At 27.8% G+C, this 17519-nt stretch carries 13 protein-coding genes; 10 read left to right on the forward strand and 3 right to left on the reverse strand.

What is annotated here, in order from left to right; translation table 11 throughout:
* Position 1 precedes the first annotated feature (1 nt).
* From CPEL_RS05455 to glmU, 3 genes are read right to left on the reverse strand one after another with little or no spacing between them, the layout of a single operon-like run.
* Positions 2 to 622 (reverse strand): hypothetical protein, encoded by a 621-nt coding sequence (locus CPEL_RS05455; RefSeq protein ID WP_044598927.1) that lies wholly within the window; start codon positions 620 to 622, stop codon positions 2 to 4.
* The gene (gene coaBC, locus CPEL_RS05460; protein ID WP_044598928.1) at positions 619 to 1782 is read right to left on the reverse strand and encodes a bifunctional phosphopantothenoylcysteine decarboxylase/phosphopantothenate--cysteine ligase CoaBC; all 1164 of its coding nucleotides are present in this window, start codon (positions 1780 to 1782) and stop codon (positions 619 to 621) included. The genes CPEL_RS05455 and coaBC overlap by 4 nt, the downstream gene beginning before the upstream one ends.
* A complete protein-coding gene (gene glmU, locus CPEL_RS05465) occupies positions 1779 to 3071 on the reverse strand; it encodes a bifunctional UDP-N-acetylglucosamine diphosphorylase/glucosamine-1-phosphate N-acetyltransferase GlmU (protein ID WP_044598929.1) in 1293 nt (430 codons plus the stop codon). Before glmU ends, coaBC begins: the two co-directional genes overlap by 4 nt.
* Positions 3072 to 3758: 687 nt before the next feature.
* On the opposite strand from glmU, the gene CPEL_RS05470 reads away from it, so the two are divergent.
* The 10 genes from CPEL_RS05470 (at position 3759) to CPEL_RS05515 (ending at position 17512) form a co-directional block, all read left to right on the forward strand.
* Positions 3759 to 5567: an autotransporter outer membrane beta-barrel domain-containing protein gene (locus tag CPEL_RS05470; RefSeq protein WP_049984592.1), complete on the forward strand. Its 1809-nt coding sequence runs from the start codon at positions 3759 to 3761 to the stop codon at positions 5565 to 5567.
* A gap of 139 nt (positions 5568 to 5706) precedes the next feature.
* Positions 5707 to 6441 (forward strand): flagellar type III secretion system pore protein FliP, encoded by a 735-nt coding sequence (gene fliP / locus CPEL_RS05475; RefSeq protein ID WP_044598930.1) that lies wholly within the window; start codon positions 5707 to 5709, stop codon positions 6439 to 6441.
* A gap of 10 nt (positions 6442 to 6451) precedes the next feature.
* Positions 6452 to 7363 carry an AEC family transporter gene (locus CPEL_RS05480; protein ID WP_044598931.1) on the forward strand — a complete coding sequence of 304 codons (912 nt, stop codon included), beginning with the start codon at positions 6452 to 6454 and terminating at the stop codon, positions 7361 to 7363.
* A gap of 7 nt (positions 7364 to 7370) precedes the next feature.
* Complete coding sequence (locus tag CPEL_RS05485; RefSeq protein WP_044598932.1) at positions 7371 to 9116, forward strand: aminodeoxychorismate synthase, component I (aminotransferase-4 domain-containing); 1746 nt, start codon at positions 7371 to 7373, stop codon at positions 9114 to 9116.
* Positions 9117 to 9156: 40 nt separating this feature from the next.
* The gene (fspA, locus tag CPEL_RS05490) at positions 9157 to 9555 is read left to right on the forward strand and encodes a flagellum-secreted nonflagellar protein FspA (RefSeq protein ID WP_049984593.1); all 399 of its coding nucleotides are present in this window, start codon (positions 9157 to 9159) and stop codon (positions 9553 to 9555) included.
* Between the two features lie 11 nt (positions 9556 to 9566).
* Positions 9567 to 10133, forward strand: coding sequence for an anthranilate synthase component II (locus tag CPEL_RS05495; protein ID WP_044598933.1), 567 nt, complete (start codon positions 9567 to 9569; stop codon positions 10131 to 10133).
* Positions 10134 to 10178: 45 nt separating this feature from the next.
* A complete protein-coding gene (locus CPEL_RS05500; RefSeq protein WP_044598934.1) occupies positions 10179 to 11438 on the forward strand; it encodes a TolC family protein in 1260 nt (419 codons plus the stop codon).
* Positions 11435 to 12175 (forward strand): efflux RND transporter periplasmic adaptor subunit, encoded by a 741-nt coding sequence (locus tag CPEL_RS05505; protein ID WP_044598935.1) that lies wholly within the window; start codon positions 11435 to 11437, stop codon positions 12173 to 12175. The genes CPEL_RS05500 and CPEL_RS05505 overlap by 4 nt, the downstream gene beginning before the upstream one ends.
* A gap of 2 nt (positions 12176 to 12177) precedes the next feature.
* Positions 12178 to 15192, forward strand: coding sequence for an efflux RND transporter permease subunit (locus CPEL_RS05510; protein WP_044598936.1), 3015 nt, complete (start codon positions 12178 to 12180; stop codon positions 15190 to 15192).
* A gap of 91 nt (positions 15193 to 15283) precedes the next feature.
* A complete protein-coding gene (locus CPEL_RS05515) occupies positions 15284 to 17512 on the forward strand; it encodes an autotransporter domain protein (protein ID WP_044598937.1) in 2229 nt (742 codons plus the stop codon).
* The last annotated feature ends 7 nt before the right edge of the window (positions 17513 to 17519 follow it).

Here is a 17519-nt window from a genome sequence, read left to right on the forward strand (position 1 = left end):
TCTAACCCTTAATATCCATCAATCTCTTAAAAACAAACATTGGTAAAAGTGTATTTGTAAGTTCAAATTTAAAGTATTGGCTTAAAAATTGTGCCACTTTAGCAAAAGGAGTTTGAATGCGTATAACCCTTCCTTCTTTAATAAAAATTTTCATAGCACCAAAAATTTCAAAATACAAATACACCTCTAAAATATCTCCATTTTTTTTAGCCTCAAACAAAGCTCTATTTCCTTCATAAACAAAAGGTATATGATAAATTCCTTCAAAAAAAGCAAAAAACATTTCTTTGTAATTTTCAAATTCATAAGCGCTTTTACTTTCTATGAGCTTTTGAATAATGAAATTTTTATACCAAGCATTTTCATCACCAATTTCTAAAAGTTTTTCAATGAGCTCTATACCTTCTTCAAAAAGCCTTATTTTAGGTTTTTTCAAAAGATTTTTAAAAGAAATTACTCCTTTATCTTCATAAACTTCAGCTAAATATTCTTCTCCTACTTCAAGCTCTATCATGCTTTTTGTTTCAATTTTCTTTGTATTTAAAAGCATGATATAGCGATTGTATGATTTTTTTTCTAAAATTTGCATTCTTACAGGTAGGGTTGAGTTGATGATATTCACCAAAGCTTCCTTAACTCTTGTGCTAAAATAAAACCAAGTTTTTCTTTACTTTGTTTAGAACTTTGAGAGATACTATCTTTAGTGATAAAACATATGCTATTTTCATCGCTTCCAAAATTTATATTTTCATTTAAAATATTTAAACAAACCAAGTCTAATTTTTTTTCTATTAATGATTTTTTAGCATTATCTAAGGCATTTTGCTCATCAAATTCCATTTTAAAACCTATTTTTTTACCTTTAAAATCTAAATTTTTTAAGATATCTTCGTTTAAATTAAGTTTTAAATCAAGTCCATTTAAATACTCATTTTTCTTAATCTTACCCTTATAAGCCTCAAGAGTAAAATCACTCACAGCAGCAGCCATAATCAAAGCATCAAAATCTTTATATTTTTGTAATTTTTCTTTTAATTCTAAAGAAGATTCAAATTTTTCTAATTTATAGGGTGTTTTAAACTCTACTGAGCTAACTAGCACTACTTTAGCACCTAAAAAATACAAAGCATCTGCAATTGCTTTTGCCATTTTTCCACTTGAAAAATTACTTATACATCTTACATCATCAATTTTTTCTCTTGTGCCACCACCACTTATAACAAAGCTTTTATTTTTAAAAAATTCATCTTGCATTAAGCTTCTTTTTAAAGCATAAATTATATCATCAAGTTCAGCCAAAGCTCCTAAACCTTCATCTTTACAGGCTAGAGTTTTAACTATAGGATTAATGATGATAAAACCTTGTTCTTTTAAATTTTTTAATGAATTTTGAGTGCTAAAGTGCAAATACATATTTGTATTTGCAGCAGGTGCTATTAAAAATGGTTTATTTTTATCTACTGCTATTAAAGTTTGGATAAATAAATTATCCGCTATACCATAGTTTAGCTTATTGATAGAATTTATACTAGCAGGTGCAAAAAGCACGCAATCGCAAGTCTTGCTAAAAGCTATATGATTGTTAGTATTTTGCCAACTTTCATTTTCTTCGCATAAAATTTCATCTGCTAAAGCTTCAAAGCTAAGCTTAGTCCCAAATTTTAAAGCCCCCAAACTAAGCAAAACTTTAACTCTAAAGCCTTCTTTTTTTAATAAAGAAATAAGCTCATAAGCTTTATAAAAAGCTATACTTCCACTTACTGCTAGTAAGATAGTTTTCATTTTTTACCTAATTTTTTATAATAAAAATCTTCTACAATCTGAGCTTTTGCTCTATTAATATACAAAGAGCCTTTTTCTACATCCTTGCATACGGTGCTTCCTGCTGCGATGATTACCTCATCTTTTATTTCAACTGGAGCGATAAATTGCGTATCTGAACCCACAAAAACATTTTTACCTATGATGGTTTTATGCTTTTTAACCCCATCATAATTACAAGTAATAGTGCCACAACCTATATTAGTGCCCTCATCTATCTCACAATCACCCAAATAACTCAAATGCCCTGCTTTAACCCCATTTAATAAAGCATTTTTACATTCTACAAAATTTCCTATATGGGTATTTTTAAGCTTGCATTTTGGACGCAAATGTGCCAAAGGCCCTACATCGCTATTTTCTACTATGCTATCTTCAATCACACTTGAACTTTTAATGATAGAATTAATGATTTTTGATTTTCCTTCTATACGCACATTTTCATACACTTCGCACTCGCCTACAAACTCAACCTCATCTGAAATAAAAGTCGTCGCAGGCATGTGAAAAATCACCCCTTGCTTCATCCATTCTTTTTTAATCGCCTCTTGCATAAGATCTTGAGCTAGGCAAAGCTCTATTTTATCATTTACTCCCATAAAATCTTGCTCATTTACAAACACCGCATCGATTTCATAGCCCTTTTCTTTTGCTAAATATACCGCATCGGTTAAATAATACTCTTTGGCTTTGTTATCATTTTTTATCAAAGGTAAAACTTCTTTTAAAATTTGTGCTTTTATAGCATAAACACCGCTATTGCAAATATTTATAGCAAGTTCTTCTTTATTTGCATCTTTTGTTTCTACTATTTTTTGAATTTTATTTTCTTTTAAAACTATTCTTCCATAACTTTTTGGATCTTTTGTCTTAAAAACTGCCACATTAAAATCACTCTCATTTAAAGCTATTTTTTCTAAATCATTTGCCCTAACTAAAGGCATATCACCACATAAAATCAATACTTTTTCATGCTTACTCTCATAAGCCCTTAAAGCCCCTGCAGTACCTGGAAAATTTTGCAAATCTTGTTCTAAAAAGCGTGTATTTGGAAAATGCTCTAAAACAACTTGCTCAACCTTTTCTTTTTGATGAGAAAGCACCACGCACACATCATCACTGATTTTATAAGCTTGTTTTAAAATATGTAAAATCATTGCTTTTGAGCAAATTTTTTGAAGCACTTTTGGATTTTGTGATTTCATACGCGTGCCAAGTCCAGCAGCTAGTATAAGCACAGAAATTTTCATAAATTACCTTTGTATAAAAATTATTGTTTATTTTAACAAGCTAAAGTAAAAAATTTATTACTAATTATTGTTTATTTTTTATAGATTTTCATTTACTTTAAACTTAAATTTATGGGGGGGGGTATAATGCCTTTTTTCAATTTAAATTTAAAGGAGTAATCAAATGAAACTTTCTTATCATACAAGTAAAGTTTTAATGGGAGTTAGCATTAGTGCTTTTTAAGCAGTGCAGCTTTAGCACAAGAAATAAATCATGAAAATTTTACTGATTATTTCAATTATAAAGATGGAATTTGGAGTTTAGATTCTAAACAAAATATAGAATTAAAAATACAACCTGGAAGCATTCAAGCATATTATGGTAAAGAAAACCATGATAAACCTATAAAAGAATTTAATATCAAAACAAGTGGCGTTTTAACCATAGGATCTGATTCAGGCTGGATAGATGTAGGTAGCACTTCAACTAATGAAGCAAAATATGATTTATATAGTGTTAATTTAGAAGCAAAAGAAATTATTTTAAATTCTGATAGAACTGCCTTAGAAGCAAATAAAGCTTTCAATATAAAAGGAAATGTTACACTTAAAGGTAGCTCGCCTATAACAAATGATAATATACATAATGAAGAACTTGATAGACCTAGTTTAGATGTATGGAATGGATATGGCCAAAAAGATGGCTATATGAATATACAAGGAAATTTAAATGTAAATAATTCTTTTATCGGTATATATGATGCAAATAAAAAAGGTGGTTTAATCTCTGTAGATGGAGATGTAAATATAAAAGATTCAGCTATAGGCATAAGCACAAATAGTGTTTCAAATTTAGGTATAAACAACTATGTAGCTATAAAAACTACAGGCGGTTTTAATGAGGATATAGATAAAAACATAGTAACGGCACTATATACTAAAGATATAACGAGCATGCTTGAAACAAGCAATTTACTTCCAAAAAATGTATTTTTTGAAGATACTGATTTGGCTCAATTTACAGATTATAAACTTAGTGTTTCTAATGATGGTAAAAGTCTTTTAATTAGCGGTGGTGCTAATGAAAATGTAAAAGATTTAGCAAAAATATTAAAATCTGAAATTGATATTAGAAAAGAAGCCTTAGATACTTTTGAGAATATAAAAAAGAATATAAAATATGATGAAGAATATAACAAAAATTCCTACCAAAAACCAGGATATATTGGCGATGATGCTATGCTTGAGGCCATAGCTCAAGCTGAAAAAGAACTGCAAGAACAAATTAAAAAATTAGAACAACAAATCCAAGATATACAAGATAATGGTGGAAAATTTGATGGTGGTGATTTAGTTGAAAATATGAAAGATATTAGCTTAGAAAATAAAAATTTAGCTGTAAATATGCTAAATAGTATTTTAGATTCTAAACTTAGCAATGATGCTATCGCAGCACTCACTCTAGATACCACAGGAAAAAATCTAAACACACTTACAGCAAATACAAAAGCAAGTGCAAAAGCTATAGTAAATAATGCTCAAAATTCTTCTGTTAATTCATCTATAGGTGTGGCAAATGACCTAGCCATTGGAACAAGAGTGGCAAAACTTTCAAATCCTTATCAAGATAAAGCTTTAGTAGAAAAATTTGCTACAACCCATATAGCAGCACTAGCAAGTGATGTTTATAATTATTATGGAAATTCTTCATTTAGTAATAGCTTTTGGGGTAATGTTTTTGGTGGTGCAAACATCATAGATGGAGATAGTGGTGCTTTATATGGATTTACCTTAGGTGCTGATAGAAAAATCAATGATAATGCTTTGCTTGGTTTTTACTTTACTTATGCTGATTCAACCATCAAAGATGGAGTTATGGAACAAAAATCAGATAATTATCAATTTGGTATTTATTCTTTAATCAACCCAAACGATCAATGGGAAATTAATCTAAGAGCTTATGGACAAATTTCTCCAACAGATCAAAGTGTTGTAATGTTAAATGATTCTAATAAGGCTGATTTTGATAGTAAATTCTTTGGTTTCAGCGCTAATGCTGGTAGAATTTTTAATCCAAATTCATCATTATTTATCAAGCCTTTTGCTGGTATAAATTACTACTACGCACACACCCCAAGTTATAAAGAAAGCGGTATGTTTGCAAAAGAAGTTCAAAGCATGACAAATAATTCCATATCTTTAGAACTTGGTGCTGAATTTAGAAAATACATGAGCGAAACATCGTATTTGTTTATCACTCCAAAAATAGAACAATATGTTATGAATAATGGAGATGATTATGTAGCTGGATTTGTTGGTTCAAATTCAAATTTCATTATCAAAGGTAATGATAAGAAAAAAACTTATGGACAAATCATCATAGGTGGCAATGTAGATATTAATGAGCAATTTAGCCTAAATGCAGGTATTGGAGCTAAACAAATACTAGCTGGTAAAACAGATAATAAAAACGAAACTTATGTAAGTGGACAAGTAGGCTTTAAATATAAATTCTAAATTTCTTTTGAGAACTCCTAAATGCTAGAGTTTTTTACTCTAGCATTTTTAAAAAGACAACAAAATTAGTAATTTAAAATTGCATTTTTTAAGAGTAAAATTGCTAAAATATTGCTTTTATTTTTAATCAAGGAAAAAAATGAGGGTTTTATTTGTTTTACTTTTATCAAGCTTAACTCTTTTAGCTGCTGAAGCAACTATACCAACCGTAAATTTAAGCCTTAGTGCACCAAATAGTCCTCAACAACTTGTAACAACCTTAAATATAGTTATAGTTTTAACCATACTAGCTCTTGCTCCAACTATTATTTTTGTAATGACTTCTTTTTTAAGACTCATAGTGGTATTTTCATTCTTAAGAACTGCTCTTGGAACTCAAACTATGCCACCAAATACTATCTTAGTTACCCTAGCTTTGATTTTAACTTTTTTTATCATGGAGCCTGTTGCTACAAAATCATACAATGAAGGCATAAAACCCTACATAGCAGAACAAATTGGCTATGAAGAAGCCTTTACAAAAGGCGTTAAACCTTTTAAGGATTTTATGCTTAAAAATACTAGAGAAAAAGACTTGGCACTTTTTTATAGAATTAGAAATTTAGAAAATCCTAAAACTATAGATGATGTTCCATTAACAGTATTAGTCCCCGCCTTTATGATAAGCGAGCTTAAAACTGCTTTTGAAATAGGCTTTTTACTTTTTTTACCATTTTTGGTTATTGATATGGTTGTAAGCTCTGTATTGATGTCTATGGGTATGATGATGCTTCCACCTGTGATGATTTCTATGCCTTTTAAACTACTTATTTTTGTTTTGGTTGATGGATGGAATTTACTCATTCAAAATTTAGTTAAAAGCTTTTTAACTTAGAAAAAATAATATGTTTATTTTTACCCCTTTATTTAGTATTTTTTGCTTACTTTTTGGCGGATATTTTGCAAAAAAAGTCAATATCTTAAAACAAAAACAAGCGCGTGCTTTTTTGGATTTTGCCATTGTATTTGCTTTGCCATGCTTAATTTTTGAGCGTGCTTATCATTTAAATTTTGATTTTTCTTTGATTGTTATTATTTTACTTGCTCTTTTTTGCTCTCTTTTATCTGCCCTTTTTTGCACGCTTTTGGCTCTTTTTTTTCGATTTAGTAAAAGCACTTTAGTTAGCATTTTTTTACTTTCTAGTTTTGGCAATACTTTATTTGTTGGTATACCTATTATTAGTGGAATTTATCAAGATTCTCATTTTTTGGGTGAAATTATACTTTATGATGCCCTTGCAACTTCTTTACCTGTGGCTTTATTAGCCCCTTTTATCATCTCATTAGCTAGTGAGCAAAAAAGCAATTTTTTACAAAACCTTAAAAAAGTTTTTACCTTCCCTCCTTTTGTGGCTTTGATTTTAGGAATTTGTTTTAAACCAATCGCACTTGCTGAATTTATTTTTGAACCTTTGCGTATGCTTGGATCTAGTGCTACTCCTATAGCACTTTTTGCCATAGGTTTAAATTTAGGTTTTTTAAGTATTAAAACTTCTTATAAAGCTACTTTTATAGTTCTTTTTAGCAAAATGATACTTGCTCCTTTTATGTTTTTAATGTTTTTAAAACTTTTAAATTTCGAGCTTAATGCAAGTGCTATCATAGCCTTACTTGAATCAGCTATGCCTACTATGACTATGGTTGCAGCTATGATTATGAAAGCCAAACTTGATACTAATCTAGCAGTAAGTGCAGTAGCTTTTGGGATAGTTTTTGCATTTATTTCTTTACCTATTTGGGTGTATTTTTTAATCTAGGTTTATAATGTTTGCAATTTTTGGAAAATATATTTATACTAACAAAGCTTACACCTTAAAAGCTTATAATCAAAAACAAAGCAAAAAAATCTTTAAATTTATAGAAAAAAATAAAGCAAAGTATTATTTTTTAGGCTATATCCAATATGAATTTTATAAATATCTAGAAGATAAAAACTATGAAAGTAAAGAGCCTTTTTTGTATTTTTATGCTTTTAAAACAAGGCAGATTTTTAAAAATTCAAAGTCAAATTCAGACTTTTGTCCTTTGTTTGTATCGAATTTAAATCAAGAAAAATATTTTGGAAGTTTTTACAAAGTAAAAGAAGCTATTGCAAAGGGTCAAAGCTATCAAACAAACCTTACACAAAAAATAATACTAAAATCAAATCTTAATTTATATGAAAGTTTTTTAAGTCTTTATCCTAAGCAAAACACCCCTTATAAAGCCTATATAAAGAATGAATTTTTAGAACTTGCATCTTTTTCACCTGAGCTTTTTTTTAAAATAAAAAATAAAAAAATCACCACAAAACCCATGAAAGGCACAATCAAACGCTCAAAAGACATAAAAGAAGATGAGAATTTAAAAAATTTTTTAAAACAAGATGAAAAAACTATTAGTGAAAATGTAATGATAGTGGATTTATTACGCAATGATTTATCTAAAATCATCAAGAAAAATTCTTTAAAATGCACGCTTTTTAAGGTTAAAACCTACCCTACTTTACACCAACTTATTTCAAAAATAAGCGGTAAATTAAAAAAAGATTTAGGGTATTTTGAAATTTTTAAAGCCCTATTTCCATGTGGTTCGATTACAGGTGCACCAAAATTAGAGACAATCAAGCTCATACAAAATTTAGAACAAGAAAATCGCAGTATATATTGTGGTGCCATAGGATTAATCCATAAAAAAAGAGCAAAATTTAGCGTAGCCATACGCACTTTAGAAAAAAAATCTGACAATGAAATTTTACATTATGGCGTAGGTAGCGGGCTTGTGTGGGATTCAAAAAAAGAAGATGAATTTGAAGAATTAAAACTAAAGGCTGAATTTTTAAATCCTAATTTTTATTTATTTGAAACAATGTATTATGAGGATTGCTTTATTTTATTTTTCAAAGAGCATTTACAAAGAATTTTAAACTCAGCTTCATTTTTTGGCTTTAATGGGGAAAAATTAAAAAAAGAATTTGAAAATATACTGCTAAGAAAAGATAAAAAAATGCATTTTACATCTTTAGAAAAATTCAACAATTTTGTCTATAAAAATAAACATTATTTTAGCAAAAGCACTTTTTTACAAAAAGGTAAAAAAGCTGTAAAATTAAAACTTTTTAAAGATGGTTTTTATGAATTTGATTTTTTTGATATAAAAGAAAATTCAAGCGATAAATTGCTTCTTAGTAATGAGCTTGTTAAAATAAATTTTTTAAATCATCACAAAACTTCCTTGCGTAGTTTATATGATGTAAATTCAAAATTATGGAAAAAAAATACTTGCTATGATATAGCTTTTTTTGATGAAAAAGGCATGCTTTGCGAGGGTTCAAGAACTAATATCATTGTAAAAATTGCTAATACTTATTTTACTCCTTATGCTAAAAATTGTCTAAATGGTATCTACAAACAAGAGCTTTTAAAATATGCACTTATTAAAGAAAAAGATATTAGCAAAGAAGAAATTTTAAATGCTAAAGAAATTTATGCTATAAATTCTTTAAGGGGTTTAAAAAGGGTTAAAATTTAACTTTTTTATATAATGACGATATTTATCCAAAGGAGAAAAAATGCAAATTAATCAACAAATGTTTTTAAATCAGTCTTTAGAAAACACTTCTTTGCAACAAATAAATCAAAAAGAAGCAAAACAAAACACAAAAGAAAAAATGCAAAAAACACAAACTGATGTAAAAATGGAATTTAGCAAAGAAGTCAAAGAATTAGCACAAAAAACAAATCCTAAAGAAAATAATAAAGAAAATTCAAAAGATGATGATATGCTTAGCAAATTATACGAAAAGCTAGCACAAATTACTCAAAAAATAGCAGAACTTAGTGCTAAAATGGCAAATGCTAATGAAGAACAAATAAATATGTATAACTCGCAAATGCAAGGCTTAACCGCTCAAGCACAAGCAATCCAAGCTCAAATTCAAGAATTAACAAGCCAACAACAAAAAGCTTAATTTTAAGAGTTATAATGAAAGTTTTAATCATAGATAATTATGACTCTTTTACCTATACTATAGCTTTTTATTTAAAAGAACTTGGTATTAAATACAAAATCATAAAAAATGATAAATTTAAAAAAGCAAAAAAACTCAAAAAATACCATTTTTCTCATTTAATCATCTCACCAGGTCCAAATTCACCAAAAGAATCAAAACTTAGTTTAAAGGCTATTAAATACTTTAAAAAAAAGAAAAAAATACTTGGGATTTGTTTAGGCCATCAATGCATTGTGCATGCTTTTGGTGGTAAAATTTCTAAACTTCCAAATCCAACTCATGGCAAGGTAAAAACCATAAATTTTAAACCAAATCCACTTTTTAACCAACTTAAACAAAATTTTAAAATTTGCTTATATCATTCCTTGTATGTTAGCAATATAGGCAAAAAATGTGAAATTTTAGCTTGGAGTGAAGATAAAATCATCATGGCTTTAAAACATAAAAAATACCCTATTTATGGGATTCAATTTCACCCAGAGGCTGTATTAAGCCAAAATGGTAAAAAATTGCTTAGAAATTTTCTTGCTTTATAATTACTTTAAGTTATATTTTTTATAATAAATCAAAAAGTTTAAAAAATGAAAATTATTGTATTTTTATTAGCTTTAGTTTCTTTTTTACTTGCTAATAATCTAAAAGAATTTATACAATTGAGTCTAAATAATGAAAATTACATACAAAAGCAACTTAATTTTTCCAAAAGTATTTTAGAACAAGATAGCATTGAAAATTCTTACTTACCCAATTTAAATCTTGAAATTTCTTATTTAGGTTCAAATAAAGATCGTTTTATTATAGAGCCCCAAGAAAGTTTAATGACCACGCTTTCTCTTAAATTTTTGATTTTTGATGGAGGCAACAAAGAAGCAAAGATTGCTAGCATGCAAAGTCTAAGGCAACTTGCATATCTTGAAAAAGAAAATATGGCAAATTTCATAGCTTTAAATGCTAGTATTTTATACTTTAATTACCTTAGTTTAAAAAGTATCACACAAAGCTATAAACAAAAAGAAATTTATTTACAAAATCAACTAAAGCGTTTAGAAAAATTTTATCAAGCAGGCCTTGCAAGTCAAAGCGAGCTTGAGAGTATAAAAGCAAAATACGAACTTAGTGTTTATGAATTTGCACAAAAAGAATTAAAGCTTTATGAATTAAAAAACGCAATGTTTAATCTTAGCAAAACTTCTTTTATACCTTCAGTTGAAAATATCCTAGAAGAACCCAACACAAAAGAAAACAAAAGTTATGAAATAGCTTTTATGCAAGAAAAATTAAATTTAGAAAATTTTAAGATTGATTCTGCGAAATCTAAATTATTTCCAAAAATATTCTTACAAAATAATTTTAGCTTTTATGATATGAATTATAATCCAAAACTACCTCAAGAATTTAAAAACTTCGGGGAGAATTTTTTAAAAGAGCATGGACAAAATAATCGGTTTATTTTGACTTTTGAATGGAGAATATTTGATTTTGGTGCAAACAAAAAAGCCCTAGAAGCACAAAAATACGCAAGTAAAATCACCCAATTAGAACTAGAAAAAACCAAAAGACAAATAAATATAGAACTTGACAATCTCTTGCAAGAAATTCAAATTTCTAAAGTTAAAATCAACGCCCTAAATGCAAGTTTAAATGCTGCTAATTTAGCTTTTAATACAATAGAAAAAAAATACAACGCAGGGCTTTGTTCATATGTAGAATACCTAAACGCACTTGAAATAAAATTTCAAAGTCAAAGCCAACTTGAACTTGCAAAAAATGATTATGAAATTGCAAAAGCAAGATATTATTTTAAAGCAGGTATTGATATAAATTCAAAGGTTTTACAATGAAAATAATACTTTTAATCATGCTTTCATTGATGGTATTAAAAGCTGAGGAAATTTATGCAAGTTTTGATGTATTTGCAAAAAATCAATCTAAATTATCCCTACAAAGCGTTGGCTTAGTTAAGGCAATCTATGTAGATATTAACGATAAAGTTAAAAAAGATCAAATTTTACTTAAACTTGATGATACAAGCGAACAAATCGCACTAAAACTAGCACAAAATGAATATAAACTTGCCACTCTTACACTCAATCACGCCAAGAATTCTTTAGAAAAATTTAAAAAAGTTCAAGATGTGATTGATAAACAAAGTTATGAGAATGTATTATTTGAATTCCAAAAAGCTCAAAATTTACAACAAAAAGCATTTTTAAATATACAATATTATAAAGATTTAATAGAAAAAAAGACTTTAAAAGCTCCATATGATGGTATTATTGCTAAAAAATACATAGATATAGGTGAAGGCGTTGGTGGAATTTCTCATGTATTGTTTGATTTTTTTTCTTATCCAAAGGTAAAATTACTTTTAAGTTTTGATGAAAAATTTAAAGATAAAGTAAAAATAAATGATGTTTTCATTTACAAAATAGACTCAAATGAAAAAGAATATCAAGGTAAAATCACACTTATTTACCCAAGTATAGATATAAAAACGCGTAAAATTTATGCAGAAGTTGAAGCTTTAAATTTTACTCCAGGTGCTTTTGGAGAAGGAAAAATCATTACTAAGGATTAATTTTGTATCGCTTTGCTATTAATAATCCTATTGCCATTTTAATGTTTTTTATCGCATTAATAATCTTTGGTGTTTTTTCTATTTTTAGTATGCCTATTAATCTTTATCCTAAAGTAGATATTCCTTTAATTAAAATCACCACTGCTGCTAATGGAGATTTAAAATTCATAGAATCAAAAATAACCAAAGAAATAGAAAATGCAATTTCTAACATACAAGGAATTAAAAATATCAACTCTACAAGTTATAATAATTTTTCTATTTCAATTGTTGAATTTGAACTAGGAAAAAATTTAGAAATCGCAGCTAATGATATTAGAGATAAACTTAGCACTATCAACCTTCCAGCAAAACCAACTTTAGAAAAAATCTCACCGGATGCGGGTTCGGTTGTGTCTTTATTTTTAAGTTCTAATGATAAATTAAAACTTATGCGTAAAATAGACAATGATATAAAACCTTTTTTACAAAAAATTGCAGGTGTTGGAGTTATTAATGATATAGCCTTTTTAAAACCTCAAGTTCAAATAAATCTTTCACCTAATGCTTTGCAAAAATACCACATTAACGCACTTGATGTAGCTAAAATCATTCAAAGCCATAATTTTAAACAATACCTAGGTGAGTTTGAAAATTCAAAAGATAATTTTACAATCAAAGGATATTTTGAAGCACAAAATTTAAAAGAGTTAGAAAACATACGCATTTTTAGTGGTGTATTTTTAAAAGATGTAGCAAATATTAGCTATGGTTTAGAAGATCAAAAACAACTTGCAATGCTTGATGTAAAAGATGGTGTATTACTCGAACTTAATAAAATTTCTGGCTATAACTCCCTAAAAGTTATAAAAAATATAAAAAATTCCTTAAAAGCATTACAAAAAATAGCAGGAAATGATATTGAAATAAAAATAGTTTATGATAAAAGTCAAAATATTTTAAAACATATTAATCAAGTTATTTTTGATATGGTTTTTGGCGTGATTTTAACTCTTTTAATAGTATATGTATTTTTAAGAAATATTAGTGCTACCATTTTAGCTTTTATTGTTTTACCAACTTCTATCATTTCTAGCTTTTTTTTGATTGATCTTTTAGGTTATGATATTAATCGCTTAACCATCATAGCTCTTACTTTAAGTATAGGAATTTTTATAGATGATGCTATAGTTATCATAGAAAGTATCGCCAAAAAAGCAAAAACCTTACCTCCTTTAGAAGCCTCATTTGAAGGCATTAAAGAAATTGGTTTTAGTGTTTTAAGTATTAGTGCGGTTTTATTGTGTGTGTTTATACCTATTGCTTATATGAATTCAGTGCCTGGTTTATTTTTTAATGTTTTAGCCACTAGTGTTGCTTCAGGGGTGATTATAAGTTATCTTGTCAGTGTGTTTTTAATTCCTACTTTAAGTGCTAGATTTTTAAATACTAGTGAAAGCACATTTTATAAAAAAAGTGAATTTTTATTTACAAAACTTGATTTATTTTATGAAAATCTACTTTATAAAATTTTGGCTAATAAAATTAAATTTATCCTATCAACGATTATCATAATTTTTTTATGCTTTTCTTTAGCACCAAAAATAGGCTTAGATTTTTTGCCTATAGAAGAAGATAGCCAAATACAAATTTTATTAGAAAGTAAAGAAGATTTATCTTTAGAAGCTATGAAAATAAAAAGCTTAAAAGTATATGAAGATATAAAACAAGATCCAAATATAGCTTATGCATATTTACTCATAGGGTATAACGATGCAAAAGAAATTAAAAAGGCAAAAATTTATGCAAAATTAAAACCTTTAAATGAAAGAAAATTCAGACAGCCTAAGCTTATTAGCATTTTTCAAGAAAAATTAAACTCATATAAAGATTTAAAAATAAAAGTCTTAGAACTTCCAAAAATAGAAGGAGCAGGCATTGAAGATCCAGTTCAAATTCAAATTTTAGGTGATGATTTAAAACTAATAAAAGAAGCCATTGATAGAATGAAAGAAGTATTTTTAAAACACGAAGGTTTTGTTACTATAGATGATAATGAAGGAGATTTAAAAGAAGAAATAGCCATCACTATCCATAGAGAAAAGGCTGCAAAGCTTGGCATTAATCCTCAAGAATTGGCTTATGTTTTAGCTTATTCTTTTGGAAATTTAAGTGTTGGTAGTATGGATTTTAAAAATTTTAAAGATGAAATCATACTTAGCTTTGATAAAAAATTTAAGCAAAATCCATCTAGTCTTGATTTAATCGAAATAAAAAATCAAAACAATGAAAATATAAAACTCTCTAGCATAGCTGATTTTTCTTACAAAAAAGATCTTTCTTCAATCAACAGGCATAATAAAACTACTAGTATAAAACTAACTTCAAGCATAGAAAATATTTCTTTGGGTGATGTAAGAAAAATTTTTGAATCTAATTTAGCTTATATCTTAGGTGATAACAATTTATCTTTTGCTTATTCTGGTTTTTTAGACTTTTTAGATGATACCATTAGTGGATTTTTGTTTTCTATATCTTTGGGAATGATTTTAATTTATCTAATCCTTGCTTCTTTATACTCTAGTTTAATACTTCCTTTAATCATCATGATAAGCATGCCTTTAGCCTTTGGTGGAGCATGTTTTGGAATTTTTATCACGGGAAATCATTTTTCTTTATTTGTGCTTGTGGCTATCATTTTACTTTTTGGCATGGTAGGTAAAAATGCTATATTATTAGTAGATGTAGCAAATAAAAAATGCGATGAAGGTATGGAAGTAGAAAAAGCACTAATTTATGCAGGAAAAAGTCGTTTAAGAGCTATTTTAATGACTACTTTTGCTATGATTTTTTCTATGCTTCCACTAGCACTTTCAAAAGGCTCTGGCTTTGAAGGAAATTCTCCTATGGCTATTGCTATTATATTTGGCCTTATTAGCTCAACCTTACTTACACTTTTAGTAGTGCCTGCTTTGTTTAAATTTACTTATAATTTAGATAAAAAAATTAAAAAAATTTACCAAAGAAAAAAAATTTAAACATTTTTTTAAATTCTCATTTACTTTAAACTTAAATTTATGGGGGGGGGTATAATGCCTTTTTTCAATTTAAATTTAAAGGAGCAATCAAATGAAACTTTCTTATCATACAAGTAAAGTTTTAATGGGAGTTAGCATTAGTGCTTTATTAAGCAGTGCAGTTTTAGCACAAGAGATAACTATTAACGATAGCACTATGAACCAGTATTTTGAAACTAGCGATGGACGAAATTTCAATTTAAAAAAAGATTATACTAATGGTGATTTAACCCTAAATCTTTTTCACACAGACCTAGCTAATAGTATAGTTAATGATAAATATAAAGATCTCTCAAGAGTAAATATTAACTTAAATTCTAATAATCTTACTTTTAAAAATACCTCTGAAAGTGCTAGTTATGTAACAAACTATACCATTAATGCTAAAAAAACAGAAGCTACAGATGTGATATTTCAAAGCTTAGATGGAAAGTCTATAGTTAATGGAGATTTTAGCATAAAAGGTTCATCTAATCCTGTAGAGGGTGTTTTAGATGATGTAAAATCTTCAGCTATATTAATCGCTGATGGACATGGATTGCAAGGTTCTCTTGAAGTAAATGGAAATTTCACAGCAGATAAATCTACTCTATTTACCATAGGTGGTAATAAAAGTCAAAACCACATACAAGTAAATGGTAAAGCAAATATCACAAATTCAAACTTTTCCATAGGAACAACAAGCTTTGGTGATTTAGCTTTAAATAATTATGTTTTCATGAGTGCAAGCGAAGGATTTAATGAAGATATAACAAACTCAAACAAAGCCAGTGCAAATATAAGTAAAAATTTTGAAAGTATTGTTGGCATGAGTAGCAAAGACTTAGGACTTGATTATGAAGTTGTAAGAGCTATAGATGTAAAAGATTTTGTTAAATATGAACTTTCTACTAAAGATAATAAGCTTTTAATTAGCGGTGGTGCAAATAAAAATGTAAATAACAATAAGATGATTTTAGAAAGTGATAAAAAATATCTAGAATTAATTAAAACTGATTTAGAAGATGCCAAAGATGATGAAGGTGTTAATAAAGAAAAAATAGATGAAGCCATAGCAAAAATTGAAGAGCAAATAAAACAAATTCAAGAAATGATTAGCAATGCTGGGGATGGAGAAATTTCTAACGATGATTATATTAAAAATGATTCTAGTGTTTCAGCTTCTAATAAAGATTTTGTTTCTAAAATTTTAGACGGGCTTAAGCTTGGTGGAGATTTTAATGCAATAGGTAGTATTAAATTTGATAAAGCTGGAGAGCAAGTAGCAAATGATATAAAAGATTCAGCCAAATCTATCTCAAATGTAAATCAAGCCTCATCAGGTATAAACTCAACTATTAATGTATCAAATGATGTATCTATAGGTTCTCGTGTAGCTATGTTGAATAATCCTTATGGAAATTATGCTACAAAATTATCTCAAATAAGATTTGCTGCAAATGATTATATGGGAAATTATGTAGATAATTATAAAAACAGCATTTGGGCTAATGTAATAGGCGGTGCAAACATCATAGACGGAGATAGTGGTGCTTTATATGGAGCTACTATAGGTATGGATAGAAAAATAAATGATGAAACTATAATAGGTGCTTATTTTACTTATGCAAATGCTAAGATAAAAGATAATCTTTTAACACAAAAATCAGATAACTTTCAATTTGGTGCTTATTCTAACATTTATATAACTCCAAAAGTTGAAGTGAATGTTAAAGCCTATGCTCAAATTTCCCCAACAAATCAAGATATCATAAATAGAGGATTTAACACTATAAATAGTGCTGATTTTAACAGAAAATTCTTTGGTTTAAATGCCAATGTAGGGTATGTTTTTGATTTTAGTAATAATACCTTATTTATCAAACCTTTTGCTGGGACAAACTACTACTATGGGCACACTCCAAGTTATAAAGAAAATGGAATTGCTGGAAAAGATGTTAATAGTGCTAGCAATAATTCCATTTCATTAGAACTTGGTGCTGAATTTAGAAAATACATGAGCGAAACATCGTATTTATTTATCACTCCAAAAATAGAACAATATGTTATGAATAATGGAGATGATTATGTAGCAAGTTTAAATGGAGTTGCATTACCTAGCGTAAAAAGCAATGATAAGAAAAAAACTTATGGACAAATCATCATAGGTGGCAATGTAGATATTAATGAGCAATTTAGCCTAAATGCAGGTATTGGAGCTAAACAAATACTAGCTGGTAAAACAGATAATAAAAACGAAACTTATGTAAGTGGACAAGTAGGCTTTAAATATAAATTCTAAATTTCTT

It is taken from the genome of Campylobacter peloridis LMG 23910 (assembly GCF_000816785.1).
Taxonomy (GTDB): Bacteria; Campylobacterota; Campylobacteria; order Campylobacterales; family Campylobacteraceae; genus Campylobacter_D; species Campylobacter_D peloridis.